This window comes from Leifsonia poae, from assembly GCF_027921845.1.
GTDB lineage: Bacteria > Actinomycetota > Actinomycetes > Actinomycetales > Microbacteriaceae > Leifsonia > Leifsonia poae.
In genome coordinates this window covers 24,811-50,967 of the sequence record NZ_BSEN01000001.1, presented here as the reverse complement: position 1 = coordinate 50,967, position 26,157 = coordinate 24,811, and the positions used below count along the sequence as shown (strand labels likewise).

Below are 26,157 nucleotides of genomic sequence, written 5' to 3'. Positions count from 1 at the left end.
ATTGAGCGGCGATCCCTGACTGGTGCAGGATGCTGCCCGCCGGTCCGCGTGCGATGCTGCCACGCACAACTCCGGATGTTCCGTGGGGGAACCGGCTGACCGTCCGGAGTTCGGCCGCGTCTAGCGGTGGGTCGAGGCGAGCTTCCGGACCTGCGAGTCGCGACAACCCCGACCTCGAACGGGGGGCACCGGGTTCCGTGGAGGCACGGATACCCCGCTTGTCATGAGACCAATACGATCCGAATCACGACATGACCGCCGTTTTATGACTGAAGCGGCATATGCGCGAGGAGGAGCTATGAGAGCGACGACGGCACCCGTCACCGTTGCGACACCACGGCGTCGATCGATGTGGCGCGCCGGCATCGTCATCCTGGGCCTGGATGCGGCCGGGATCGCCGTCGCCGGGCTGCTCTACGCCATCGGCGCCGTGTGGCCGCACGCGCTTTCGACCGAGACGGCACTGTTCGCCGCCGCTTTCCTCCTGCTGGCAACGCCGATCCTTATCACGGCACTCGCATTTCTCGTCTGGGCGCGTTGGGGGCGCACCTCACCCGCAGGGGACGCCGTCGCCGCTCTGGCGATCGTGCTGCTCGGGATGGCTTCGTTCATCGCAGAGATCATTCTCATCGTCAACGATTTCGTCGCGCACTCGAAGATGGCCCTCTGATGACCGGGCGAACCGCACGACTGATCCCCGAACCATTGCACCGACGCGAAGGAACCCGACCCGACATGCCCATCTGGCACGACATCATCGACGACGCCCGCCGCTACCCGAGCCCGCACAATTCGCAGCCGATCAAGGTGCGCCCCCTCGACGACGCGACCGCAGCGCTGTACTACGACCTCGACCTCGGTCTCCCCGCCGAATCGTTCGGCATCCCGTTCGGGCATGTCTGTGCCGGCGTCTTCCTCGAAGGTCTCCGCACCGTCGCGGCCGGCCACGGGTTCGACGTGACCGAGCAGCTGGCGTACTCCGAGATGGACTTCGAAGCCCGCGATCGTCTGCACCCGCTCGGAACCGTCAGCCTGAGCCCGCGCCCCGCCACCGACGGCGACCGCCGGCGACACGAGCTGTTCCTCTCCCGGCAGACGTCGCGGCGTCCCTATCGGGCGAAACTCGTTCCGGCGGACGTGCTCGCCGACGTGGCCGCGGTCGGCGCTGAAGGCGGGCACCGGTTCAGGACGACGGCGGACGCCGAGGCCGTTCACGAGCTCGTGCACATCAACCAGGCGACGCTCTTCTCCGACCTGCAGAACGACGCGGTCTACGACGAGATCATGCACTGGCTGCGGTTCACCGAGCAGGCAGCCGCCGAGACGGGCGACGGGCTCAGCGCGCGCGCCATGCTGATGCCCGGTCCGATCCTCCGGTACGCGATGAGTCACCGGAACCTCTGGTCCGCCCCGGTCATCGGACCCGTCATCCGCTCGATCTACCTCAACACGATGCGGGGTGTCCGCCAGCTCGGCTGGCTCGAGGGACCGTTCGAAGACCCGCGGGACTTCATCGAGGCGGGCCGGACCTTCATGAGGGTCTGGCTGACGCTGACCGCACACGGCGTGCACCTGCACCCGTTCGGAACCGTCATCACGAACCCGGGTTCCCACGCGGCGTTCGTGGAGGCGGTGGACGCGGACGAGACGGGTGGCCGGATGGCGTGGATGCTGTTCCGCTTCGGGTACTCCGCGACACCGCCGGTCGCGCATCGTCGACAGACCTCCGCGATGCTTCTCGAAGGGGCCGACCGATGAAGAAGTCGCTGATCTTCGGGTTCGTGTGGGCGCAGGACGGCTTCGTCCGCCTGTTCACCCACAGCGTCCACACCCACAAGGTCCTCCTCGGCCCCGGCATCGAGCCGTTCCGCTGGCTGCTCGGTCGCTGGCGCGCGTGGCGCACGTTCGAGCTGGCAGCGAAGAGCGTGCCCGCGTATCGCGCCTTCCTCGCCGAACGCGGCTCGGCCCCGACCCTCCGCCCTGGAAAGGACCTGGCGCGCGCGTACGCCGCCATCCCTGAGATGGACAAGGATTCGTACATCAAACGGTGGTCCATCCCGGAGCGGTCCCTCGGCGGCAAGCTCCCGCGACGGGGTGTCGTCGTCGATGAGTCATCGGGCAGCTCCGGCACCCCCACGAGCTGGGTCCGCGGAAGGGACGAGCGGCTCGCGACCAGGCAGCTCCTGCAGGTCGGCTTCACCCGCACGGCCAACGGACTCCCCAAGCAGCCGTTCGTGCTCAACGCGTTCTCGCTCGGCGCGTGGGCGACCGGCATGAACGTGACGACATCGCTGACCGAGGCGACGATGATCAAATCCATCGGGCCCGACCGGAACAAGATCATCGCGACGATGAAGGAGTTCGGCCCCGGCTACACGTACATCATCCTCAGCTACCCGCCGTTCTTGAAGGCTCTGTTCGACGACGACCGGATCGACTGGAGCGCCTACGACATCGTCGCCGCGTTCGGTGGCGAAGGCATCAGCGAGAACATGCGCAATCACATCCTGCGGTTCGCGCACACCGCGTTCGGCTCCTACGGGGCATCGGACCTCGAGATCAACATCGCCATCGAGACCGACTACACCGTCGAACTCCGCCGGGCCATCGCCGCCGACCCGGAGCTGGCCGCCCGGATCACCCGGCAGGGCGAGTACGGCGTGCTGCCGATGGTGTTCCAGTTCAACCCGTACGACTACCTGATCGAGACGAACGAGGAGGGCGAGCTCGTCATCACGATCGTGCGCAAGCAGAACATCAACCCGCGCATCCGGTACAACATCCACGACCGCGGGCACGTCATGCGGCTGCGGCACCTCACACCGATCCTGAAGGAGCTCGGGCACCAGAACGTCATCGACGAGCAGTTCCTCGACCTGCCCGTGCTCTTCCACTACGGACGCTCCGACCTCTCCGTCGACTACAACGGCGCCGTCGTGGCACCGGATGCCCTCCGGGATGTGATCTACGCCGACGAGAACCTGCTCGGCGCGATCGAGAACCATCGGCTCATCTCATTCGAGGACGCCGACGGCGACCGGCAGTTGCACATCGCGCTGCAGCTCACCGAGGCGGCCACGGCATCCGGCACTCTCGACGAAGCCGGCTACCGCCCGAAGGTGATCGCCGAGCTGCGGCGCGCGAACGGCGACTTCAACAACGCCATCCTGACCGCGCCCGACGGAACGCTGCCCACCATCGCCTTCTACGGGTATCGCACCGGGCCGTTCCAGCGCGACGGCGCCAAACTGAAGAACGAGTACGCCTGGCAGCTCACCGCCGACGAGATCGGGCTGTGGGACGTGAACCTCGACGACAGCTGCACGCGCTGACCGGATGCGGGTCGAGCGGCTGGACGCCCCTCGAGCGCACCCCGGACGAGCCGGCGCGCCCTCACCACTGCCGGCGGACGGAAGCCTTCGTGCCCGTGACCAGGCTCGCCGCCGGCACGTCGTCGGCCACCACGGAGCCGGCGGCGATCACCGAGTCGCGGCCGATCGTGACGCCCGGCAGGATCGTGGCGCCGGCGCCGATCCAGACGTTCTCCTCGACGACGATCGGGCCGCCGGTGAGCCACACTCGGCGTTCCTCCGTGTCGACCGGATGCCCGACCGTGATGAACGTCGCCTTCGGGCCGACCATCACGCGATCGCCCAGCCGGATGCCCGCGTAGTCGAGGAACGTGCAGTTCTGGTTGATGAACACCCGCTCGCCGAGCTCGAGATTCAGCCCGTTGTCGGTGAAGAACGGCGGGTAGATCGTGACGCGCTCCGGCAGCGGCCTGCCCAGGATCTGCTCGAACAGGTCCGCTTTGCCGGCGGCGTCGTCGAACGGCAGCACATTGAGTCGGGACGTGAGCTGGGTGACCGCGAGCACCCTCTCGGACATCGCCTGGAACTCGGGACTGTGGATGCGCAGGAGCAGGTCTTTGGTCACCATACGATCCTGGCACCGGGCAGCGCAGCGGCGCGCGATCACGCTACCGTTGGGTGCATAGTTGCTGATCAGGAGGACCCATGCCGTACGTCGTCGACTTCGTGAACGTTTCCACCGTCGGGCTGGAGTCGTCTCCGGTCGCTGAAGCGCTCGCCGGGTTGCGCGCCAACGAGGCCCGCTACTTCAAGAACAAGTACGATCACGTCTTCACGACGACGCCCGCGGACGAGGACCCGGAAACGCTCGACCGGATCGCCCGCATCCTGAAGGAGGAGCGCGACATCGTGATCGCGTCGCCGGCGCTGGAGGTGACGGCGTTCGAGGTCGACGGCATCCGGATGGCCTACGTGTTCTACCAGTCCGGGCTCTCGATCAACGTGATGTACACGATCGACGATGCGGGCAAGCGCGCGGTGGGATTCAAGCTCTCCGACGGCATGGAGGTGCCCGAGGAGCTGGCGGCCTTCAAGTTCGCGCGTCAGAAGTCGAAGCTCGCGGGCACCATCCGCGGGTCGTACTTCGTGATCAAGGGTGAGTACTGAGCCGACTCCGCTCCGATATCGGTGGCCCCGGGTACGCTGCGGACATGTCCATCGACGTACTCCCCGCGACCGGGCGCTGGGACGACTTCGCCGCCTTCATGGTGCCGCGCAAACCCGGTGGCGGCGGCTGCGTCTGCATGTCGTATCGGGATGCTCGGCTCGCCATGCCCGAGCGCGTGGAGTACATGCATGACGAGTGCTCCCGCGAGCCAGGGCCGGGAGTCCTCGTCTACGTCGACGAGAAGGTCGCCGGCTGGTGCTCCGTCGCGCCCAAGTCGACCTACCGCCGGCTGATGCACTCGCGGACGATCCCGCACCTCGACGAAGAACTCGACCCCTGGTCGATCGTCTGTTTCGTGGTGCGGGGCGGATTCCGCAAGCGCGGACTCATGCACGAGCTGCTCGACGGTGCCGTCGAACACGCGCGAGCATCCGGGGCGGCGATCGTCGAGGGGTACCCGGTCGATACCGACGGCGATCGGGTCGACGTGATCAGCGGCTACGTGGGCACGGTGAAACTCTTCGAAGCGCACGGATTCACACGGCACCAGCTCACGGATGCGCACTCGGGCGGCGCGCAGCGCTGGGTCATGCGACGCGACCTGACCTGATCAGTCCTGCGGGCCCGTGACCTGCTCGCGGATCCGGGCCGCCAACTCGACCAGCGCATCCTCGTCGCCGGGGCCCTCGCCCGGGAGCTCCGGGCCGGTCGAGAGGTTGTACGCCCGGAGGCCGATGAAGTTGATCGCCGTGAGATAGACGGGGCTCTCCGTCTGCAGCAGGTGGTAGGTGCGATCGAACTCGTCGCTCGGCAGGAAGACGTTGGTGTACGAAGCAGTCACCTCGAGCCAGGCGGCGCGGGGCGTCGGCTCGAACGCGAGGAAGGCCGTGTGCCCGGACTCGGTCGTGAGCCGCAGAACGCGCGTATAGGTGACGACATCGTTCTTCAGGACGGTGGCGGTGTAGTCGGTGACCTTTTCGCTGAGCGGCATGGAGGCTCCTTACTCTCACGGAGATCGCAGCGTTGCGCCTCGGCACGAAGCCTTCACCCGATCGGCGGAGGTGTCAACAGCAGGCGGGCTCTCTCGGTCGTCCGTCGATGGTCACGCGGACGCGAGCACGTCGTCGATGAAGTCGAGGACCGAGCTCGCGACGAGCTCGGCGACGGCGCGCGCGTTCACGGGTGACGACGCGAGCACCTTCATGCCGTGATCGGCGCCCGGGACCGGGATGACACGGATGTTCGCGCGGTCGGCCGCCTCGGAGGCGACTGTCGCCGCGGAGCCGAAGGTGTCCCGTTCGCCCTGCAGCACCAGTACCGGGACCTCCGGGGCCAGCAGTTCCTCGAGCCGTGACTTCTCGGGGCGGCCCGGCGGATGCAACGGGAACGCCAGGCACACGACGGCGACGGCATCGACGGATGCGGCGGTGCGGCAGGCGACGCGTGCACCCGCACTGCGACCGCCGACGATCAGGGGAAGCCCGTCGGCGAGGTCGGTCACCGTCGGCGCCGTCTCCTGCCACGCGATATCGAGAGCAGCCGGGCGCGCTGCCACTCGGCGGCCGGCGACGCGCCACGGCTGTTCGTAGCGGGCCACGGTGATGCCCTGCGCCGGGAGGCGGGCAGCCAGCGCGGCGAGGTCGATGGCCCCGATGCCTCCACCCGCTCCATGACCGAGCCACAGCACGGCGCGCGGGTGTTCGGCCGCGTCGACGACCAGCTTGCCGGGACCGAGAGACGTCGGCACATCGATATCCATGACTCCGACGGTACCCGCAGCGCCAGGCGGTGTCCCTTCAGGCGGTGTCCCTTCCGGGCCGTGCGGTCGCGCACTAGCGTTGGCCCGTGGGCGATCGAGGGCAGCGCTGATGATGGACGACCGCATCCGGCCGTTCGCGTATCGGGCGAGCGATCGCGAGCTCGCCGAGCTGCGCCGGCGCCTGCGCCGCACGCGCTGGCCCGACCGCGAGACCGTCGGCGACTGGTCGCAGGGGGTGCCGCTCGCGTTCCTCCAGGACCTCTGCGCCTACTGGGCCGACGGCTACGACTGGCGCGCGACCGAGGCGCGGCTGGCGCGCATCCCGCAGTTCGTGACCACGATCGACGGCGTGGACATCCAGTTCCTCCACGTCCGTTCACGTGAGCCGGACGCGACTCCGATCGTGCTCACGCACGGCTGGCCCGGGTCGTTCTTCGAGTTCGAGGCGGCGATCGGCGCTCTGACGGATCCGGTCGCGCACGGGGGAGAGGCGGGGGATGCGTTCGACGTCGTCGTTCCCTCGGTTCCGGGGTATGGGTTCAGTGGCAAGCCCGCGACGACCGGATGGGGCATCCACCGGATCGCCGACACCTGGGCCGAGCTGATGGCGCGTCTGGGCTACCGGCGATTCATCGCGGCCGGCAGCGACTGGGGCACGAGCATCTCCACGAGCCTGGCGCTTGAGCACCCCGACCGGATGCTCGGCATCCACCTCGTCCCGCCGCTGGCGGCCCCGGATCGCGACGCTCCCGACCTCACCCGGGCGGAGCGACAGGCGCTCGCGGAACTCGACGAGCGGGGCGCGACCGGATCCGGGTACTCGGCGGTGCACGCGAGCCGCCCCCAGACGATCGGCTACGCGCTCGTCGATTCGCCGGCCGGTCTTGCGGCCTGGATCGTCGAGAAGCTCTGGGAGTGGAGCGATCGGGACCCGGATGCCCGCAGCGCGCTCACCCGCGACCGGATGCTCGACGACATCACCCTCTACTGGCTGACCGGCACCGCGGCATCGTCGGCCCGGCTGTATGCCGAGAGCATCGCGGAGGTCTCCGCCTGGTTCACCACGGCGAACGGTCCGCCGGTGACGGTGCCGACGGCGGCGACGGTGTTCCCGCGCGAGGTGCCGCGTCCGTCCCGGCGCTGGGCGGAGCGTCGCTTCACGAACATCGTGCACTGGGGTGAGCCGCCGCACGGAGGCCACTTCGGCGCGTGGGAGCAGCCCGATCTCTTCGTCGCGGAGCTGCGCGCCGGCGCCGCGGCGATCGCCGCCGCCCACGGCGCGCCGCCGTCGTTTGCCAGTTGATGCGGTCTCAGCCCCGGTCTCACCGCATCAACTGGCAAATGACGAACGCGCGATGGCCGCTGGGTCAGTACCACCAGCTGGCGAACCGGGCGAAGGCCTTCGAGAAGGCCCACGGTGCCTGAACCACGCCGGAGCAGTCGTTCGAGCCCTTCACGCCGGGGCACGAGCCGTTGTCGCGCTGCAGCGCCCAGAAGCTCAGCATGTTGAGGTGCTTCGAGGCCGCCCAGGTCACCAGGGGCGACGCCTGCGCCACGGTGAACGTCTCCTCGGGCCCGAAGTCGTCGATCCCGTTCATCTGGATGATCCCGACCGTGTGCCAGAGGGCCGCATCCGAGGCGTGCGGGGCGATGGTCGCGCGCAACTGGGTGACGAGGCCGGCCGCAGCGCTCTTCGCGTCGGCGAGCATGTCGTGGGTGAGGCCGTCCCAGTAGTCGAACGTCATGATGTTCACGGCGTCGATCGGCGCGCGGTACTTGGCCGCCGACTGGAGGAGCGCGACGCCGGTCGCACCGAGCCCCTGCGGGGTCGAGGGCAGGGTGTAGGCGATCGACAGCGGGCGATGCTGCTTCGCGGCCCAGGCCTTCACCTCGACGATGGCCTGGTTGCGGCGGTCGATGCCGGCCAGGTTGCTGAGCGAGTCGACCTCGATGTCGAAGTCCAGCCGCTGCGCCTTGTAGGTCGTGATGACCTTCTCGTAGGCGAGGGCGATCTTGTGGACATCCGTGCAGCTGTCGGCGATCTCGGTGTTCGTCGTGTCGGCCGAGTAGCCGCCGAAGGAGGGGATCACGTCGCCACCGCGCAACCGGATGCGGTCGATGGCGGCTCCGAACGTGCTCGCGGCGACCGGCGTGGCGGTGTTTCCGGCCCAGTACACGGTGCAGGATCCGGGCGCCTCCGTCTGGAGGAACGCCAGCGAGAGCACCTTCGAACCGGACTGCGCGGAGATGTCGGCGAGGTCGCTGACCGAGGTCACGTCCACGTAGGGCGCGGAGAAGTGCGGCGGGAGGGGGAGCGCGGGCAGGATGAACGGCGCATGCGACCCGGCGGAGGCTGCGGTGGCGGCAGGGGCTGAGCCGACAGCGACAGAGCCGGCGGAGGCGGCGGCTGAGCCGGCAGCGGCTGGGCCGGTGGTGGCGGCGCTGGCCGGGGCGACGGCGGCAGCGACGTAGAGCGCCGCCCCGAGCATCCCGGCGGCCAGAGTGTAGGCGGCACGTTTCATGTACGACTCCCTCGATGTGTACGAGCGCACAGGATCGTCCGCGCACCCGTTGAGCGAATATCACCTTTAGTTAGTAAACCCAACTAACAAACACCGAATGTAGCAGCAGGCGCATCGCCCCCACAAGGGGGACAGCGAAGAAAGGATTCACCGCACCACGCGCCGCGAACGCGACGAGGGCCGGGCATCCCGGAAGATGCCCGGCCCTCGTGCGACGCGAAGGGCGCGTCTACTGGTGCCGCATGGCAGCGGCCAGCCACTCCTCGGGGTCGAGGAGATGGCTGTGGTCGTCGAGCCCGAGGTCGATCTGCGCCCAGTCGATCGTGCCGGTGAACGTGCCGTTCGGTGTCGTGTAGCCCTCGTAGGCAGGCATCCCGGTGTCGGTGCCGACATCGAGACCCTCGTCGAACGAGAAATACATCGGGTGGGTCCGTTCGACCACGGCGCTGCCCGAGGCGTCGCCGTCGATGAACAGCGTCACGGTCCCGCCCTTGCCGATGCCGCCGCCGTCGTAGGCGAACTCGGCCCGCACCTGGTGGCGTCCCGCGCCGATCCGCTTCTCGGAGAGGGCCGTGCTGCGCAGCAGCCCGCAGAAGTTGTAGTGGAAGCCGAGCTTGCCGCCCTCCGCGAAGAAGGACCAGCCACCGGTGCGACCGCCCTGCGCGAGGATCGCGCCGTCCACCTCGCCCGAGCCCGGGACCACGATCTCCGCGGTCGCCGACCATGACCGGTTCTTCACGTTGATCGCGACGTTCTCGTTGAGCCGCACCATGCCCGGGTACAGCCGCAGGGTGTTGCCGCTGACGAGAGTCGGACGTCCGGCGAACTCCGGATTCATCCGCTGAGCGGCGCGGTCGTCGAGGGGGAGCACGTTGTACCGGGTCGCCTCGATGAGGAAGAGCTGCTGCAGCTCCGCCAGCTTCTCGGGGTTGGACTTCGCCAGGTTATTCGACTGGGTCCAGTCCACGGTCGTGTCGTAGAGCTCCCACACGTCATCCGAGAAGTCGGGCGCCGCGCTCACCACATCCCAGGGCGTGCGGTGCCGGGTCTGCGCCGTCCAGCCCTTGTGGTATATGCCGCGGTTGCCCATGATCTCGAAGTACTGCGTGAGGTGGCGCTCGTCGGCGGCCGCATCGTTGAAGCTGTAGGCCATCGAGACCCCGTGCATCGGCACCTGCGTGACGCCGTTCACCGTGTGCGGCTGCGCGAGCCCGGCCAGCTCCAGGATGGTCGGCGCGATGTCGATCACGTGGTGCCACTGGTTGCGCACCTCGCCGCGGGCCGGGATGCGACTCGGCCAGTGCACGATGGTGCCGTTTCGGGTTCCGCCGTAGTGGCTGGCGACCTGCTTGGTCCACTGGTACGGGGTGCACATCGCGTGCGCCCAGCCCACCGCGTAGTGGTTGTACGCCTCGGGTCCGCCGATCTTGTCGAGGTTCTCCTTCCAGAAGTCGACCGTCTCGTACTCGGCCCCGCCGTTGGCGGCGGTCGAGAGCATGAACGCCCCCTCGAGGCCTCCCTCGGCGGAGGCGCCGTTGTCGCCGATGATGTAGATGACCAGGGTGTCGTCGAGCATCCCGAGCTGGTCGATCGCGTCGATCACGCGGCCGGTGTGGTGGTCGGCGTATTCGAGGAAGGCGCCGTACACCTCCATCTGGTGGGCGAGGATCGGCTTGCGCTCCTCCGGCACGTCGTCCCAGGCCGGGATGCCCTCGGAGCGCACCGTCAGCTCGGCTTCCTCCGGCACGATGCCGAGCTGCTTCTGCCGGGCGAACGTCTCCTCACGCAGAGCGTCCCAGCCCTGGTCGTAGCGGCCCTTGTGCTTCTCGATCCATTCCTTCGGCACGTGGTGCGGCGCGTGCGTCGCTCCGGGCGCGAAGTACACGAAGAACGGCTTGTCGGGCGTCAGCGCCTTCTGCTGGTCGATGTACTGGATGGCCTTGTCGGCCAGGTCGGGCATCAGGTGGTAGTCGGGGTCGTTCGGCGGCTCGATGAGCGACACCCCGTCGATCAGTGCCGGCGTCCACTGGTTGGTCTCGCCGCCGATGAAGCCGTAGAACTTCTCGAAGCCGCTGAAGGCGGGCCAGTGGTCGAACGGGCCGGTCGGGCCGCTCTCCCAGACGGGCACCTCGTGGCACTTTCCGAACTGGGCGGTGTTGTAGCCGGACTGCCGCAGGATCTCGGGCAGTGGAACGCACGAGTTGGGCCGCGTGGACCGGTAGCCGGGCGCCGGCGTCGCGGTCTCGGTGATCTGGCCCATGCCGACCTGATGATGGTTGCGTCCGCTGAGCAACGCTGCACGTGTGGGGGAGCAGATCGCGGTGGTGTGGAAGCGGCTGTACCGCAGCCCGGCGCCGGCCATGCGCTCGGCCGTCGGCATCGGCACCGGTCCGCCGAAGGCGCTCGACGCGCCGAAGCCGACGTCGTCGAGGAGCACCAGCAGTACGTTCGGCGCCTGCTTCGGTGGCCGCTTCACCTCGATCGGCGGCAGCTTCTCTTCGAGCTTCTTCGCGTCCATCACGATCGGGCCCACATAGGCCTGATCGGGCGTCGGAAGCACCGTGCCTGGCAGATTGTCGGACATACCCCACCCCTCGTCGAAGCGGACCAGCCGGGACGGGAGGCCCGCACCTCGACCCTGGCATATGGGAATATCGGGCGACAAGGGAACGATCGCGGAATACAGCAGACGCGCGGCGAACGGATGGACACCGTCCGGTGACCCCGGCTAGATTGCAGCAGACGGGGCGTCCGGCCGGGCGCAGGAGGGGGCGGCAGTGCTTCGTTTCGCGACGCCGGATGCCGCGGGCTTCTTCTCGACCCTCGACCCGTGGGCGGTGGTGTTCGCCATCGTCGCCGTCGTGCTCGGTGTGGTGCTCGGCATTGCCGCGAAGCACGGAACGCTGGCGTTGCTGTCGAAGGTCAACGGCCTGTCGACGGATGCCCGCAACCGCATCGCGCGGTCGGTGCGCCTCACGATCATCCTGCTCGGCATCGGGGTCGCCATCGCGTTCCTCGGGGCTCCCATCCAGCCGGTGATCGCGCTGGCCATCATCGTGGCGGTCATCGCCGTGCTGGCGCTCCGCGGTGTCTCCGAGAACTTCGCGGCGGGGATCGTCATCCAGACGCGCCGTCCGTTCGTGATCGGCGACGTCGTGGACATCGACGGATACACGGGCACGGTGCGCGAGCTGAACGGGCGCTCGGTGGCGATCGACACGGCGGATGGGCGCGTGGTGCACGTGCCGAACTCCGTCGTGCTCGGGTCGACCTTCGTCAACGACTCCCAGCGCGCCGGTCGCCGTAGCGAGGTCCACGTGCGCGTGGGGCGCGCACCGAGTGAGACGCCCGCCGACCTCGCAGAGCTTCTCGCGACGGCCTGCGCGTCCGCCGACGGCGTGCACCGGCGCGAGGATGTGCGCGTGCTGGTCGACACCGTGGAGCCGAAGCGGGTGACCCTGCTGGTGCAGTTCTGGCACCATCCGGCGCACGGGCCCGCGGTTCGCTCCGCGGTGGTGCAGACGCTCGCCGCCAAGCTCTCCGATCGGGAGGCGACCGTCAGCTCGGCGGAGTCCGCCGCTCCGGTAACCCCTCCACCCGCCATCTGACGAAGCCGACACGTCGCCCACTGACGAGGCGCGACACGATCCCGATCGAGGAGACCAGCATGATCGACGACACCGACGTGGAACGGCTGGCCCGGGCGGTGGAACTCGCCCGCGAGGCGCTCGAAGCCGGCGACGAGCCGTTCGGCTCTGTGCTCATCGCTCCGGACGGCCACGTGTTGTTCGAGGACCGCAACCGTGCCGGCGGCGGCGACGAGACGCGGCATCCGGAGTTCGAGATCGCCCGCTGGGCAGCCGGCAACCTCACACCAGACGAGCGGGCGTCCGCGACGGTCTACACCTCGGGGGAGCACTGCCCGATGTGCTCGGCCGCGCACGCGTGGGTCGGCCTCGGGCGCATCGTGTACGCCGTCTCGAGTGCGCAGGTCAGCGGCTGGCGGGCGTCGTGGGGGCTCGCGGCCGGGCCGGTCGCGGCGCTGCCGATCACCGTCGTGGCGCCGGACATTCCCGTCGACGGGCCGGTGGCGCGGTACGAATCCGAGGTGCGGGAGCTGCTGCACCGTTCCGCCGTCCGCGCCTGACCGCTACAGTCTGATCAGCGCTCGCTACGGGCGCTCGGTCTCGTGACGATCACCGAGGGGTGTCACGCGACCGCGTCACGACTACGAGGGGGAGACCGCATGTCGTTCCAGGCATATCTCGACAACATCGAAGACAAGACCGGCAAGACGCCGCGCGAGTTCGTCGAACTCGCGACCGAACGCGGCTACGGACCCGGCACCAAGGCCGGCGAGATCCTCGATTGGTTGAAGACCGACTACGACCTCGGGCGCGGGCACGGCATGGCGCTCGTGCACGTGATCACGAAGGGTCCGACGATCAGCGAAAAGTTCGTCGGCGACGACGGGGTTCACCGCGACGAGTCCGTCACGCTCTGGCTCGACGGCAAGGCCACCAAGCCCCAGTAACGCGCCCAGCGCCGCGACCCGCCGTAGCGCCGCGACCCGCCTCAGTGCCGCGGCGAGAGCAGCGCCAGCTTGCCGCCCGGGTGACCACTCTGCAGAAACGTGAGCGCCTCGCGCGCATCCGGTAGCGGATACGTGCGCGCGATCGGCACGACGAGTTCGCCCTCTCCTGCGCGGCGCAGCAGGTCGGCCCGCACGCTGTCGCGGTACTCCATGCTCTGCGGCTGCCGCCCGTTGATGGCGACGAAACCGTTGCGCTCCGCACGGGGCCCGGCCGCGATGGTGACGATGCGCGACCGGTCGTCGACGAGCTCGAGCGACGCATCCACCGCTTCGTCGGTGCCGATCGCGTCGAGCGCGGCGGCGAACCCGTCCGGCGCGGCGTCTCTGGCCCGCTCGACCAGTCCGTCTCCGTACGTGATCGGGATGCCCCCGAATCGGCGGACCTCGTCGAAGCGCGCCTCGCTCGCGGTGCCGACGACCCGCACGCCGAGCGCTCGGGCCTGCTGCAGCACACTCACGCCGACAGCACCGGATGCGCCGTGCAGCAGCACCGTCTCACCCTCGGCCGCTCGGACGACGTGGAGCATCTGCGATGCCGTCGACCCCGCCAGCAGCAGGTTCGCCGCCTCGGGGAAGCCCAGCCCGTCGGGCTTGGCCAGCACATCGCCGGAGGGCACCGTGAGCTCGGTCGAATAGCCGCCGCTGATCCGGAACGCGACGACCGGGTCTCCGACGCGTCCGCCTCCGGTGGCGATCTCGGTGTCAGGTCCGATGGCCGAGATGATCCCCGCCACCTCGTACCCGATCGGCACCGGCAGCTCCAGCCCGGGGTTCGGCATCGACACGTGCTTGTAGTCCGCGGGGTTGACCCCGGACGCCCGCACCCGGATGCTGACCTCGCCCTGGCCGGGAGCCGGCACCTCGCGCTCGATGAACTCCCAGTCGTCGAAGCCGCCGAAGCGGGTGGCCACCCAGCCGTGCGCCGTGGTCATGACGACGACGCCCGTCGCGGGGTGCGCTTGCGGGGCGGCGGGGGAGACTGCGGCTTCGAGCGCAGCAGGAGAGCGGTCGTGCTGTCGTCGAGATCGACGAGCTCGTCGCGCGACTTGAGGAAGTCGCTGAACGACCGGAAGCCGAGCGACTTCTCGCTGAACGACGGATCCATGCGCTTGATCTGCGACTTCACCGACGAGCTGTGCAGCCACTCGGCGTCGTCCTTCTCGTGACCGAGCTGCATCGCACGCTCGAGCAGGCGGGTCGCGGCGGCCTGCCGGTCGGCGATCGACTCCTGCTCCTCCACCGGCTGCTCCTCGACGGCGGCGGGGGCCGTCTTCGGGGCGCGGGTCGACTTCTTGCGAGGCGTTTTGGCCGGCGCGGCGGTCTCCGCAGAGTCGCTGCCCTCCGCGCCGGAGGCGGCGCCCCCGGCGGTGCCCTCGGCCACCGGTGCCACGTCGCCGGCGGCGACGAGCGACTCCTCGACCTCGTCGAGCGTCTGGTCGGTTCCCGCATCGATCGGGGCGACACCGGGCAGGTCGTCGTAGATCACGAACTCGTCGCACGCGGCGGCCAGCGCCTTGCTGGTCGAGCCGGCCATCCCGATGCCGACCACGTAGCGGCCGAGCCGCTTGCAGCGCTGGGCGAGCGCGATGTAGTCGGAGTCGCCGGCCACGATCACCACGTGGGTGAGGTCGGGCAGGCGGAAGAGGTCTTCGACCGCGTCGACGGCCAGGCGGATGTCCGCACCGTTCTTCGCGTACGCGGCCGCCGGGAACAGCTGGACGAGGTCGACCGCGCGGGCGACCAGCTGCCCGCGGTAGTCGGCGTTCACCGCGGCCGACCAGTCGGCGTAGGCGCGGTCGAGCACGAGGGTGCCGAACGACGAGGCGAAGTCGATCACCGCCCCGAGGTCCACGGTCGCCTTCTGGAGGCGCTGGGCGATCTTGGGATCCGTGGCCATGCCGTCTGCGCCCGCCTTGGCGCGATCGCGCTGGAACTGGCTGCGCCCGTTCACCTGGTCGTAGCGCGAGATCACGATGTTGTCGAAATCGATGTAGACGGCGACGCGGCCGTCACCTGGTTGACTCATGACCTCAGTCTGGTCGATGTGCGCGGCCGGCGCACACCGACGGCTAGCGGACGTACCCGTCGGCCACCGTCAGCGCGTCGTCGATCGCCGCCAGCCCGCGGCGCAGTTCGGCCTCCTCGATCACCAGCGGCGGCGCGATGTGCATCCGGTTGAAGTGCGTGAACGGCCAGACGCCCGCCGCCTTGCACGCGGCGGCCACGGCGCCCATCGGCGCGGCGTCCGCTCCCGTGGCATTGAACGGCACGAACGGCTCCCGGGTCTCCCGGTCGCGCACCAGCTCCAGCGCCCAGAACAGCCCACGCCCGCGCACCTCGCCGAGCGAGGGGTGCGTGTCGAGCCACGACGTGATCTCCGGCTCGATCACCCGGGACCCGAGGTCGCGGACGCGCTCCAGGATGCCGTCGCGCTCGAACACCTCGAACGTCGCGACACCGGCGGCGCAGGCCAGCGGATGCCCGGAGTAGGTGAGGCCGCCCTGGAACGGCACGTCGTCGAAGAAGTCGGCGATCCGGTCGGAGATCACGACGCCGCCGAGCGGCACGTATCCGGAATTGACCCCCTTGGCGAAGGTGATCAGGTCGGGCACGACATCGAAGGCGTCGACGGCGAACCACTCGCCGATGCGGCCGAAGCCGACCATGACCTCATCGGCGATGTAGACGATGCCGTAGCGGTCGCACAGCTCGCGCACCCCGGCCAGGTAGCCGGGCGGAGGGACCAGCACGCCGTTCGTGCCGACCACCGTCTCGATGATGATCGCGGCGACAGTCGCAGCGCCTTCGAGCACGATGACGTTCTCCAGGTGCTCGAGGGCACGCTGCGTCTCCTCCTGCGGCGTCGTCGAGTGGAACGCCGACCGGTACAGGTAGGGGCCGAAGAAGTGCGCGACCGACCCGTCGCTCGGCTCGTTCGCCCACCGACGCGGGTCACCGGTGAGCGAGATCGCGGTGGACGTGCCGCCGTGGTACGAGCGGTACATCGAGAGCACCTTGCGGCGTCCGGTGACGCGGCGCGCCATCCGCACCGCGTACTCGTTGGCGTCGGCGCCGCCGTTGGTGAAGAACACCCGGTTGAGCGTTCCGGGCGCGACCCGGGCGATGCGGCGCGCGAGCTCGCCGCGCACGTCGTTCGCCATCGACGGCTGGATGGTCGCCAGCCGGCCCGCCTGCTCCTGGATGGCGCGCACGAGATCCGGATGCTGGTGGCCGAGGTTGAGGTTCACCAGCTGCGAGCTGAAGTCGAGGTACGCGTTGCCGCGATAGTCCCAGAACGTCGAGCCGGCGCCGGCGGCGATGGGCAACGGGTCGATCTGGGCCTGCGCGCTCCAGGAGTGGAACACGTGGCTGCGGTCGTCGCTGCGCACCTGCGTCTCGGCATCGCGGTCGCCGAACGGGTGCGAGGCGCCGTTCCGATCGGTGAAGCCGTCGCGGGCCGGAGCGGCCGGAGCGGACGGAGCGGACGGGGCGGACGACGTGCTGGTGTCGATGGTGTCGGTCATGGCAGGCCTCTCACTGGGCGGGATCAGGAGTTTCCGGGGAACGCGAGTTCGATCTTCGAGTGCAGCGGGTCGGGCCAGCGCGAGGTGACGACCTTGCTGCGCGTGTAGAAGTGGAACGACTCCGGCCCGTAGATGTGCGCGTCGCCGAAGAGCGAGTTCTTCCAGCCGCCGAAGGAGAAGGCGCCGATCGGAACGGGGATCGGCACGTTGATGCCGACCATGCCCACCTCGATGTCGAACTCGAACTGGCGGGCGGCGCCGCCGTCGCGGGTGAACAGCGCGACGCCGTTGCCGTACTGGTTCGCGTTGACCAGGGCAACTGCCTCCTCGAAGGTGTCGACCCGGACGACCGACAGCACGGGGCCGAAGATCTCGTCGGTGTACACCTTCATCCCGGTGGTGACGTCGTCGATGAGACTCACGCCCACGAAGAAGCCGTCGGAGTCGAACTGCTTCGCGGTGCCGTCGACGACGACCGTTGCGCCCTCGGCACCGGCGCCCGTGACGTATGACGCCACCTTGTCGCGGTGCTCGCGGGTGATCAGCGGACCCATCTCGCTCGCCGCGTCGGTGCCGTCGCCGATCACGAGGGAGTCGAGGCGGCGTTCGATCGCGGGGACGAGCCGGTCGCCGACGTCGCCGACGGCGACGAGCACGCTCACCGCCATGCACCGCTCGCCGGCGGACCCGTAGGCAGCGGAGACGGCGGCGTCTGCAGCGGCCTCGATGTCGGCGTCTTCGAGCACGACCATGTGGTTCTTGGCGCCGCCGAGCGCCTGGACGCGCTTGCCGTTGGCGCTCGCGCGCTGGTAGATGGCACGCGCGATCGGAGTGGAGCCGACGAAGCTGACGGCGTCGACATCCGGGCTGTCGAGGAGGGTGTCGACGGCGACCTTGTCACCGTGCACCACGTTGAGCACGCCGGCAGGGAGTCCCGCCTCGCGGAACAGCTCGGCGAGGTAGACCGACGCGCTCGGGTCCTTCTCGCTCGGCTTGAGCACGACGGTGTTGCCGCACGCGATCGCGCTGGCGACCATCCAGAGGGGCACCATCACGGGGAAGTTGAACGGCGTGATGCAGGCGACGACGCCGACCGGCTGCTTGACGCTGTGCACGTCGACGCCCGAGGAGACCTGCTGGCTGTACTCGCCTTTGAGCTGGTTGATGAGCCCGGAGGCGAACTCGACGTTCTCGAGGCCGCGACCGATCTCGCCGGCCGCGTCGGAGAGCACCTTGCCGTGCTCACCGGTGACGATCGCGGCGAGTTCGCCCGACCGCTCGGCGAGCAGGTGACGGAGGCGGAACATCACGTCTGCGCGCTTCGTGAGGCTGGTGGCGCGCCATCCGGGGAGGGCGGCGCGGGCGGCCGCGATGGCCTGCTCGACGTCGGCGGCGCTGCCGAGCACGACGTCGTGGCGACGCTCGCCCGTCGCTGGGTTGAAGACGGGTCCGGTGCGGACGGGGTCGCCGGTCGCCTGACCGTCGATGTAATGGCGGATGAGGGCCACGCGGCTTCTCCTCGGTGCTTGTCGGACGGATTGCCCGGATGGAACTGTAGGCTTACATGCCAATGATCACAGAGAGCGAGGCGAGTGGTCGATGCCAGAACGTCGCACGTTGGAGCCCGACAGAACAGATCGTCCGGACGAGGCGGCGACGGTGCTCCTCCCCACCGTGCGGGAGATCCTGCGGTACGACGACGTCGCGCGTGCGCTGCCGGAGGTGCTGTCGGGCGATGCCGCCCTCGATCGGCCGGTTCGCTGGGTGCACGTGTCGGAGAGTGCGCAGTCGGCACGCCTGATCAGCGGAGGTGAGCTGCTGCTCTCGACGGGTGTTGGGTGGCCTTCCGACGAGCGAGAGCTCGCCGCGCTCGCCGACCAGCTGATCCGCGACGGCGTCGCGGGCCTCGTGCTCGAGCTGAGTGACCGGATGCCCACAGCGCCGCCCGCGCTGGTCGCCGCGTTCCAGGCAGCCGGTCTCCCGTTCGTCGTGCTGCACCGCGAGGTCCGCTTCATCGCCATCACCGAGGCCGTGCACTCCCGCATCATCGACGACCAGATGGTGGCGCTGCGCGCCCGGGACGAGATCCACGCCCTGTTCACCGAGTTGAGCCTGCGCGGGAGCCCTGCGGACTTCATCGTCTCGCAGGCCGGCCGGGCGCTGGCAGCGCCCGTCGTGCTGGAGGACGTCAACCATCAGGTGATCGCCGCGGAGACGCTCGGCGCCGCCGACGACGCTCTCGACGATTGGGAGCACCGCTCACGGGCCGCCCACCGCGGCGACGGCGACGGCTGGCTGATCACCCCGGTCGAGGCCAGGGGGACGCGATGGGGTCACCTGATCGCGCTGCCGGGGGAGCCGCATCCCGCCGGCCGGTCGAACGTGCTGGAGCAGGCGGCGGTGGCGCTGGCGCTCAGCCGGCTCGCCGACCGCGACGACGACGAGTGGACCCGCCAGAGTCACGATCGGCTGCTCGGTGCGTTGCTCGGGCGCCGCTTCGCCAGCGAGAGCGGGCTCGTCGCCCGCGTCGAGGCGGCCGGATTCGCGGTGACGGGGCGCACGCTGATCGGTGCGGCGGTGACGGTTCGAACGGCCGGCGCGGATGCCGCACGTGTCGTCGCGGCCGCGCTGACGGCGGCCAGGGAGGTCGGAGCCGATGCGCTCGCCGCCGCCCACCCGTCCCAGAACCGGGGAACGGTCGTGCTGGCGCTCTCGGTGCGCCGCGGGCGCCCGATCACCGACGCCGTGTTCGGGGACATCGCCCGGGCGGTCGCACGAGAGCTGCGGTCGCCGGAGAACTCGGTGCAGCTCGCCGTGGGATCCGAGGCTCCGGGCATCCCGGGACTGCTGGCCTCGATCGAGGAGGCGACCGAGCTGCTCGGCCGCGCGGACTCCGGGCGCGGGCGAACAGCCGTGGTGCACCGGGTCGAGCGCCGGCCGCTGCTGCGGCTCGTGAACGCGATGGGAAGCGATCCGCGCATGCAGGAGCACAGCGAGCAGATGCTGCGCCCGTTGATCGAGTACGACCTGGCCAACGGCGGCGACCTGCTGGAGGTGCTGCGCGCGTATCTGACGCACCCGGGCAATCGCACGCGGGCGGCGGGGGCGAGCCACCTCTCCCGCTCGGTGTTCTACCAGCGGATCGCGCTGATCGAGGACCTGCTCGGGATGGACCTCGACGACGGCGAGACCCTGAGCGCCCTGCATGCCGCACTGCTCGCGCGGCGTGCGGACGGGTACCCGCGCTAGCTACGTCAGGTAGACCTTGCGCAGCGTCTCGGTCACGGTCCAGGTGGTGCGGTCTCCCTCGGTGAGCCGCACGATGTCACCCGGTCCGATCGCCAGCACCACTCCGGATGCCTCGAAAGCGATCGTCGCCCGCCCGGCGACGACGACGAACAGCTCGTCCGCCTCGACGTCGGTCATGGCTCCGGTTGTCATCTCCCAGACGCCGATCTCGAGACCGCCGAACGTTCCGAGTTCGACGAGCCCGGTCGCCGGCTCTCCCGAGACCCGTTGGTCGTCCTGAACGATCTCGTGAGCCAGCGGAAGGGCGGCCGCGCCGATCAGGGCTGTGGTCTCGAAGGCGTCCATCCCGGTCATGCGCTCGCCAGGGTCTTGGCCATCTCTTCGGTGTTCGCGCCACCGCGCCGCAGCACGAGGGCGACCACCGCGAGGGCAACGAGCGTCAGCACGAACATCACGGCGGAGACCGCAGCGATCTCCGGGCGCAGTCCCACCCGCAGCGAGCTGAAGATGTACACCGGCCAGGGTGTCGAGCCGGGCACCTGCACGAAGCTGGAGACGATCGTGTTGTCCAGGCTGAGGGTGAACGACATCAGCGCGCCCGCCCAGATGGCCGGGCTCGCGACGGGCAGGGTGATCTGCCAGAACCGCTTGAGCGGCGGCGCGTACAGGTCGGCGGCCGCCTCCTCGAGCGACTCGTCCATGCCCTGCATCCGTGCCCGCACGATGAACGTGACGACGGCGACCGACAGCACGGCGTGCGAGACGACCAGCCGCACGAGACCGTCGCTGAACATCCCGATCCCGAAGTCGGTGCCGAGGCTGACGAACCAGGGGAGCATCGACACCGCGTCGACGATCTCGGGGGTGAACAGGGTGATCGAGAGCAGCAGCGTCGCCCACAGCACCCAGGAGGTGCGCGCCTTCGACCGGGCGAGGGCGAGACCGCCGAGCGTGCCGAGGATCGTCGACAGCACGGCGGCGCCCAGGGCGGCCTCGAGCGAGGTGACCACCGACCCGCGGATGACCGGGTTCGCCCAGGCGTTCGCGTAGGCGGTGACGCCGAAGCCCTGCCAGGTCGCGAGCAGCCGCCCGGTGTTGAACGAGTAGACGAGCATCACGACGATCGGAAGGAACAGGAACGCGAACACCAGCACGCCCCAGACGGTGAGTCCGATGTGCACGCCATCGCGGCGCCGGGCCCGCTTCGTGCTCATCGCGCGTCTCCCGTCGCGACTGCCGTCAGGTCGACACTGCGCGACCTTCGGAGCGCCCAGCGGGCGATCAGCAGCACGGCCCCGACGATGACGACGGCGGCCGCGATGAAGAGCATCAGCAGCACCGCCATCGCCGAGCCGAGCGCCCAGTTCTGCGCGGTGTTGAACTGGCTGGCGACGAGCTGGCCGACCATGTTGCCCTGAGCGCCGCCGAGGACCGAGGCGGTCACGTAGTCGCCCATCAGCGGGATGAACACCAGCAGGCAGCCGCTGGCGATGCCCGGCGCCGCCAGGGGGAGGGTGATCTGCAGGAACGTGCGCACCCGGTTCGCGCCCAGATCGGCGCTCGCCTCGCGCAGCGGCTGACCGGCGCGATCCATCGCGACGTACAGCGGCAGGATCATCAGCGGCAGATAGTTGTACACGACGCCCAGCTGCACCGCCGCCTGGGTGTACAGGATGTCGAGCTTGCCGTGCAGGAGTCCCATGCTCTGCAAGGCGTTCGAGAGGAAACCCTGCGGGGAGAGCACGATCTGCCAGCCGAGGGTGCGCACCAGGAAGTTCGTCCAGAACGGCACGAGCACGAGGGCCAGTGCGAGCGCCCGGTACTGCGGCTTGAGCTTGACCGCGAGCCAGTAGGCGAACGGCACAGCGATGACCAGGCAGATCGCGGTGCCGAGCAGCCCGATCTTCAGAGTGTTGAGGAACGTGCCGAGGAACGTCGCATCCAGCGCTTCGCCGTAGCGGTCGAAGGAGAGCCTGTCGTTGGCGTGCGCGGAGAACAGATCGGGCTTGTAGCCGAAGCTGTACCAGAGCACCAGCGCCAGCGGGATGATGAAGAAGAACAGCACGAAAGCCCAGGTCGGGAAGCCGGCGATGGTGGTGCCGGAGACCCGGAGCCGCCGGCGTTTCCGGGGCGGTACGGGCGGTACGCCGGTCGCCGGTGCGAAACGCTCCGTTCCGAGCGGGGTGTCGGTGAGAGCGGTGGTCATCACGAACCTGCCTTCGCCATCATGCGGTTGACGATCGAGACGAGGCGCTCCGCCGCGTCGTTGAGCTCGGCCGGGGTGAGCCGTGAGATGACCTCGGCGGAGGGGAAGACCAGCTCGGGGAGGTCGAAGCCCTCCTCCTTCGCTCGTTCCTCCAGGCCCTTCACGCCGGTCGAGTAGCCGATGTAGTCGACCTCGCGGTACGACGCGTCCGGCTCGAGCATCGCGTCGATGAACGCGTAGGCCGCATCCGGATGCTGGGCGCCCGTCGCGATCGCCCAGGTGTCCATCCAGAGGTTGGCCGTCGGTGTCGGGTACACGAACTTCCAGTTCTTCGGGATCGTGTCGGTCGCGAGCATCCCCTGGCGAGCGTCGCCGTTGAAGGCCTGGATGAGGGAGAAGGTGCCCTCGGGGATGCCGCTGGTGACGGCGGTCGAGTTGAACGCCTTCACGTGCGGGGCGAGCGTGTTCACCAGGTAGGTCTCGCAGGCGTCGAGGTCGGCCTTCTTCGTGGTGTTCGGGTCGATGCCATGGGCGCCGAAGTACATGCTGGTGACCTCCCACGGGTCCTCCAGCACGGCCACGTTCTTGCTGGCCTCGTGCTGTGCGGCGTCGAGGAAGTCGGCCCAGGAGCTCATCGGCCGGGTGATGACGTCGGTGTCGTAGGCGAAGCCGGTCGTGCCCCAGTCTTTGCAGACCGTGTAGCGGTTGCCGGGGTCCCACGACTGATTCGTGTAGAGCGGGTCGAGGTTGCCGATGTTCTTCAGCCGGGAGTGATCGAGCTTCTGCAGCAGCCCGTTGGCGACCATCATCGGCACGTAGTTGCCGGTCGGCACGACGATGTCGTAGCCGCTGGTCCCTCGCGTGGCGCCCAGCTTGGCGATCATCTCCTCATTGGAGCCGTAGCTGTCGAGCTGCACCGTCACGCCGCTCTTCTTCTGGAAGGCGTTGATGTTCGCCGGGTCGTCGTAGTCGCCCCAGCTGTAGACGTTCAGCTGGCTCTCGAGCGTGCCGTCCACTCGCGCGGAGGCGCCGAACGCGGTCTGCCTGCTGCAGGCGGTCAGCACGAGTCCGGCGCCGGCGACGGCGAAACCGCTGAGCAGGGCCCTGCGGGTGAGACGGGAGGAGCCGACCTCGGGGATGAGCGCGACGACGTCGGCGGCGCGGCGGGAGCCCCGCATCTCAGGCGGCCTCGTCGTCGCGGGCGGCGTCGCGTGGCTCGTCGGCGGGGAAGACGTGGAGGTCGGCGTCGCTCCAGCCGCACCAGACGGTGTCGCCCGTGCTGAGCTGCTCGGCCTGGGCCGGTGGGCGGCGCGAGAGCAGTTCCTGTCCGCTCGCGGTCACGACGACGTATTGGATCACGTCGCCGAGGAACGAGATGCCTGCGAGCGTGCCGCGCACGGCGGTGGTGCCCGGCCGCGTGGCGCTCACGGAGACGGCCTCGGCGCGGACGGCGACCCGCACCCGGCTGCCGGGGGCGCCCGGCGCGTCGGGCACGCCCGCCGACCGGACGGCGCCGTCGGCTCCGAGCAGCGCGCCGTCGGGCTGCACCGTCGCGTCGATGAAGTTCTGCTTTCCGATGAATCCCGCGACGAAAGCGTTCGCGGGCGACGCGTACACGGCCTCGGTCGTGCCGACCTGCTGGATCGTGCCGCCCTGCATCACCACGATGCGGTCGCTCATCGACAGCGCCTCCTGCTGGTCGTGCGTGACGAACACAAATGTGATGCCGAGCTGGCGCTGCAGCAGCTTCAGCTCGATCTGCATCTCCTCGCGCAGCTTGCGATCGAGGGCCGACATCGGCTCGTCGAGCAGCAGCACCTTCGGGCGGTTCACCAGCGCCCTGGCCAGGGCGACGCGCTGCTGCTGGCCGCCCGAGAGCTTCTGCGGGCTCCGGTCGGCGAAGCCGCCCATCCGGGCCATGTCGAGCGCGTCGCGCACCCGCGTCGCGACCTCCGAGCGCGGAACCCGCTTCTGCCGCAGCCCGTAGGCGACGTTCTCGGCGACCGTCATGTGCGGGAACAGCGCGTACGACTGGAACACGGTGTTGACCGGGCGCTTGTACGGCGGAATGTCGAGGACGCTGGTGCCGCCGACCTCGATGTCGCCCTCATCCGGATGCTCGAACCCGGCGATCATCCGCAGCAGCGTGGTCTTGCCGCAGCCCGACGGGCCGAGCAGCGACAGGAACTCGCCCGACTGCACGTCCAGGTCGACCCCGGCCACCGCCGTCGCATCGCCGAAGCGCTTGGTGATGCCCCGCAGCCGCACCGAGCCGTCGGCATCGGGGGCGGTCGGGGCAGAGTTCTTCTGGGTGAGCGTCATGCGGGGTCTCCTTGCGGGCGGCTGGTCAGGAGTCGAAGCCGAGTCCGACGGCGTCGAGGGTCTTGAGGAACAGATTGCGGGTGCCCGCGTTGTGGTCGGCCCGGTCGAGGGACCAGCGGGTGAGGTTGATCCCGATCGCCGCCGCCGGCTCGGGCGGGAACGGCAGGGGGCGGCTCTTCACCATCGCGAGCTCGGTGCGCTCGGTGCTGCGGCCGGCGAGCAGGTCGAGCATCACCTTGGCTCCGAAGTGCGTCGCCGCGACACCGAGTCCGGTGTAGCCGGTGGCGTACGCGACGCGGCCGCCCCTGGCGGAGCCGAAGAACGCGCAGAACCGGCTGCAGGTGTCGATCGCGCCCGCCCACTTGTTGGTGAACCGGATGCCCTCCAACTGCGGGAACGTCGTGAGGAAGTGCTCGGCCAGCCGCTCGAAGGTGACCGGCCGGTTCTCGTACTCCTCGCGCACCCGGCCGCCGAAGTGGTAGATCGCGTCGTAGCCGCCGAACAGGATGCGGTTGTCGGCCGACAGGCGGTAGTAGTGGAACTGGTTGGCCGAGTCGCCGAGGCCCTGGCGGCCGGACCAGCCGATGGACGCGAGCTGCGCATCCGTCAGCGGCTCGGTCATGAGCACGTAGTCGTAGACGGGCACGGTGGCCAGCCGGTTGCGCTTGAGCAGGGACGGGAACACGTTGGTGGCGAGGGCGGTGCGCTGGGCGGCGACGGTCGCCAGCGGGGTGCGGAGCGCGGTGCCGTCGCCGATCGACTCGACCGGGGTGTGCTCGAAGATCTCGACACCGGCGGCGACGCAGGCGCGGGCGAGAGCTCGGGCGAGCTTGGCCGGATGCACGAGCGCGGAGTCGCGCGTTCGGAGCAGCCCCGCGAGATAGCTGGGGGAGTCGACCTGGGCCCGCACGGCCTCGGTGTCGAGGAAGACGGCGTCGTCGCCGTTCGCCGCCTCGCGGAGCCAGTCGACCTGGTAGGGCTCGGTGGCGATGTCGATCGCTCCGTTGCGCTCGAAGTCGGCATCGAGCGCCAGCTCGGAGACGGTGCGCTCGATCTCGTCGAGGTTCTCCATGCCGAGGCGCTGCAGCTGGTCGAACTCCTGAGGGAACCGGCTGAGCCCGTTGTCGTCGCCGTGCGTGAGGCTGGCCTCGCAGAATCCTCCGTTGCGGCCGGAGGCGGCCCAGCCGATCCGCCGGCCCTCGAGCAGCACGACGCGCGCGGTGGGATCCTCCCGCTTGGCGAGCAGCGCGGTCCACAGCCCCGAGTAGCCGCCGCCGACCACCACCAGATCGCAGGCGAGGTCGGCCGTCAGCCGCGGGTACGCGTCGCCGGGCGCGTCCTCGATCCAGAACGTCGCCTGACGCGTGCCGTCGAGCGCATGCCGCACGGCCGATGCGTCCGGACGCATCCTCTCGAAAACGGTGTCACCCACGGATCGGTACCCGCCCCTCTGTCGGTTTGTGACATTCTCGCAAGCCTCACCGAACCGTCCCGACGGATTC

General features: G+C 69.4%; 25 protein-coding genes. 10 read left to right on the top strand and 15 right to left on the bottom strand.

Going from position 1 to position 26,157, the window contains the following annotated elements:
- Nucleotides 1-298: 298 nt before the first annotated feature.
- The 3 genes from PKE84_RS00235 (at nucleotide 299) to PKE84_RS00225 (ending at nucleotide 3,332) form a co-directional block, all read left to right on the top strand.
- On the top strand, nucleotides 299-670 hold the full coding sequence (locus PKE84_RS00235; RefSeq protein ID WP_271175189.1) for a hypothetical protein: 372 nt from the start codon (nucleotides 299-301) through the stop codon (nucleotides 668-670).
- A gap of 65 nt (nucleotides 671-735) precedes the next feature.
- Nucleotides 736-1,758 carry a hypothetical protein gene (locus PKE84_RS00230; RefSeq protein WP_271175188.1) on the top strand — a complete coding sequence of 341 codons (1,023 nt, stop codon included), beginning with the start codon at nucleotides 736-738 and terminating at the stop codon, nucleotides 1,756-1,758.
- Nucleotides 1,755-3,332, top strand: coding sequence for a phenylacetate--CoA ligase family protein (locus PKE84_RS00225; protein WP_271175187.1), 1,578 nt, complete (start codon nucleotides 1,755-1,757; stop codon nucleotides 3,330-3,332). Before PKE84_RS00230 ends, PKE84_RS00225 begins: the two co-directional genes overlap by 4 nt.
- 61 nt (nucleotides 3,333-3,393) lie before the next feature.
- Here PKE84_RS00225 and PKE84_RS00220 read toward each other — a convergent pair whose 3' ends face one another.
- Entirely contained in the window at nucleotides 3,394-3,936 is a 543-nt protein-coding gene (locus PKE84_RS00220) for a sugar O-acetyltransferase (protein WP_271175186.1), read from the bottom strand.
- A gap of 80 nt (nucleotides 3,937-4,016) precedes the next feature.
- Here PKE84_RS00220 and PKE84_RS00215 point away from each other — a divergent pair, with 80 nt between their 5' ends.
- Together PKE84_RS00215 and PKE84_RS00210 are read left to right on the top strand one after the other, a co-directional pair.
- Nucleotides 4,017-4,478, top strand: coding sequence for a DUF8821 family protein (locus PKE84_RS00215; protein ID WP_271175185.1), 462 nt, complete (start codon nucleotides 4,017-4,019; stop codon nucleotides 4,476-4,478).
- 44 nt (nucleotides 4,479-4,522) lie between these two features.
- Nucleotides 4,523-5,089, top strand: a complete 567-nt coding sequence (locus PKE84_RS00210; RefSeq protein WP_271175184.1) for a GNAT family N-acetyltransferase — start codon at nucleotides 4,523-4,525, stop codon at nucleotides 5,087-5,089.
- Here the strand turns inward: PKE84_RS00210 and PKE84_RS00205 are convergent, their stop codons facing one another.
- Nucleotides 5,090-5,470, bottom strand: coding sequence for a hypothetical protein (locus PKE84_RS00205; RefSeq protein ID WP_271175183.1), 381 nt, complete (start codon nucleotides 5,468-5,470; stop codon nucleotides 5,090-5,092).
- Between the two features lie 111 nt (nucleotides 5,471-5,581).
- Nucleotides 5,582-6,238 (bottom strand): alpha/beta hydrolase family protein, encoded by a 657-nt coding sequence (locus PKE84_RS00200; RefSeq protein WP_271175182.1) that lies wholly within the window; start codon nucleotides 6,236-6,238, stop codon nucleotides 5,582-5,584.
- A gap of 109 nt (nucleotides 6,239-6,347) precedes the next feature.
- On the opposite strand from PKE84_RS00200, the gene PKE84_RS00195 reads away from it, so the two are divergent.
- Complete coding sequence (locus PKE84_RS00195; RefSeq protein ID WP_271175181.1) at nucleotides 6,348-7,541, top strand: epoxide hydrolase family protein; 1,194 nt, start codon at nucleotides 6,348-6,350, stop codon at nucleotides 7,539-7,541.
- Between the two features lie 64 nt (nucleotides 7,542-7,605).
- Here PKE84_RS00195 and PKE84_RS00190 read toward each other — a convergent pair whose 3' ends face one another.
- Complete coding sequence (locus PKE84_RS00190) at nucleotides 7,606-8,760, bottom strand: chitinase (RefSeq protein ID WP_271175180.1); 1,155 nt, start codon at nucleotides 8,758-8,760, stop codon at nucleotides 7,606-7,608.
- Nucleotides 8,761-8,989: 229 nt separating this feature from the next.
- The gene (locus tag PKE84_RS00185) at nucleotides 8,990-11,344 is read right to left on the bottom strand and encodes an arylsulfatase (protein WP_271175179.1); all 2,355 of its coding nucleotides are present in this window, start codon (nucleotides 11,342-11,344) and stop codon (nucleotides 8,990-8,992) included.
- Nucleotides 11,345-11,537: 193 nt separating this feature from the next.
- On the opposite strand from PKE84_RS00185, the gene PKE84_RS00180 reads away from it, so the two are divergent.
- From PKE84_RS00180 to PKE84_RS00170, 3 genes are all read left to right on the top strand, one after another.
- Complete coding sequence (locus PKE84_RS00180) at nucleotides 11,538-12,368, top strand: mechanosensitive ion channel family protein (protein ID WP_271175178.1); 831 nt, start codon at nucleotides 11,538-11,540, stop codon at nucleotides 12,366-12,368.
- A 59-nt stretch (nucleotides 12,369-12,427) separates the two neighbouring features.
- A complete protein-coding gene (locus PKE84_RS00175; protein WP_271175177.1) occupies nucleotides 12,428-12,907 on the top strand; it encodes a nucleoside deaminase in 480 nt (159 codons plus the stop codon).
- 99 nt (nucleotides 12,908-13,006) lie between these two features.
- Nucleotides 13,007-13,294, top strand: a complete 288-nt coding sequence (locus PKE84_RS00170) for a DUF4287 domain-containing protein (protein WP_271175176.1) — start codon at nucleotides 13,007-13,009, stop codon at nucleotides 13,292-13,294.
- Nucleotides 13,295-13,335: 41 nt separating this feature from the next.
- Here PKE84_RS00170 and PKE84_RS00165 read toward each other — a convergent pair whose 3' ends face one another.
- The 4 genes from PKE84_RS00165 to PKE84_RS00150 are packed head-to-tail and all read right to left on the bottom strand — an operon-like array spanning nucleotide 13,336 to nucleotide 18,386.
- A complete protein-coding gene (locus PKE84_RS00165) occupies nucleotides 13,336-14,286 on the bottom strand; it encodes an NADP-dependent oxidoreductase (protein ID WP_271175175.1) in 951 nt (316 codons plus the stop codon).
- Complete coding sequence (locus PKE84_RS00160) at nucleotides 14,283-15,380, bottom strand: NYN domain-containing protein (RefSeq protein ID WP_271175174.1); 1,098 nt, start codon at nucleotides 15,378-15,380, stop codon at nucleotides 14,283-14,285. Before PKE84_RS00160 ends, PKE84_RS00165 begins: the two co-directional genes overlap by 4 nt.
- A gap of 43 nt (nucleotides 15,381-15,423) precedes the next feature.
- Complete coding sequence (locus tag PKE84_RS00155) at nucleotides 15,424-16,878, bottom strand: aspartate aminotransferase family protein (protein WP_271175173.1); 1,455 nt, start codon at nucleotides 16,876-16,878, stop codon at nucleotides 15,424-15,426.
- 23 nt (nucleotides 16,879-16,901) lie between these two features.
- Nucleotides 16,902-18,386 (bottom strand): CoA-acylating methylmalonate-semialdehyde dehydrogenase, encoded by a 1,485-nt coding sequence (locus PKE84_RS00150; protein ID WP_271175172.1) that lies wholly within the window; start codon nucleotides 18,384-18,386, stop codon nucleotides 16,902-16,904.
- Between the two features lie 91 nt (nucleotides 18,387-18,477).
- On the opposite strand from PKE84_RS00150, the gene PKE84_RS00145 reads away from it, so the two are divergent.
- Complete coding sequence (locus PKE84_RS00145; protein ID WP_271175171.1) at nucleotides 18,478-20,127, top strand: PucR family transcriptional regulator; 1,650 nt, start codon at nucleotides 18,478-18,480, stop codon at nucleotides 20,125-20,127.
- Here PKE84_RS00145 and PKE84_RS00140 read toward each other — a convergent pair whose 3' ends face one another.
- Genes PKE84_RS00140 through PKE84_RS00115 form a run of 6 tightly spaced genes read right to left on the bottom strand, consistent with a single transcriptional unit; the run spans nucleotide 20,128 to nucleotide 26,087 of the window.
- Entirely contained in the window at nucleotides 20,128-20,481 is a 354-nt protein-coding gene (locus PKE84_RS00140) for a cupin domain-containing protein (RefSeq protein ID WP_271175170.1), read from the bottom strand.
- The gene (locus PKE84_RS00135) at nucleotides 20,478-21,341 is read right to left on the bottom strand and encodes an ABC transporter permease (RefSeq protein WP_271175169.1); all 864 of its coding nucleotides are present in this window, start codon (nucleotides 21,339-21,341) and stop codon (nucleotides 20,478-20,480) included. Before PKE84_RS00135 ends, PKE84_RS00140 begins: the two co-directional genes overlap by 4 nt.
- Complete coding sequence (locus tag PKE84_RS00130) at nucleotides 21,338-22,333, bottom strand: ABC transporter permease (protein WP_271175168.1); 996 nt, start codon at nucleotides 22,331-22,333, stop codon at nucleotides 21,338-21,340. The genes PKE84_RS00135 and PKE84_RS00130 overlap by 4 nt, the downstream gene beginning before the upstream one ends.
- Nucleotides 22,333-23,511, bottom strand: coding sequence for a polyamine ABC transporter substrate-binding protein (locus PKE84_RS00125; protein ID WP_271175167.1), 1,179 nt, complete (start codon nucleotides 23,509-23,511; stop codon nucleotides 22,333-22,335). The genes PKE84_RS00130 and PKE84_RS00125 overlap by 1 nt, the downstream gene beginning before the upstream one ends.
- Before the next feature lies 1 nt (nucleotide 23,512).
- Nucleotides 23,513-24,655 (bottom strand): ABC transporter ATP-binding protein, encoded by a 1,143-nt coding sequence (locus PKE84_RS00120; RefSeq protein WP_271175166.1) that lies wholly within the window; start codon nucleotides 24,653-24,655, stop codon nucleotides 23,513-23,515.
- Nucleotides 24,656-24,680: 25 nt separating this feature from the next.
- Entirely contained in the window at nucleotides 24,681-26,087 is a 1,407-nt protein-coding gene (locus tag PKE84_RS00115) for an NAD(P)/FAD-dependent oxidoreductase (protein ID WP_271175165.1), read from the bottom strand.
- Nucleotides 26,088-26,157: the final 70 nt, after the last annotated feature.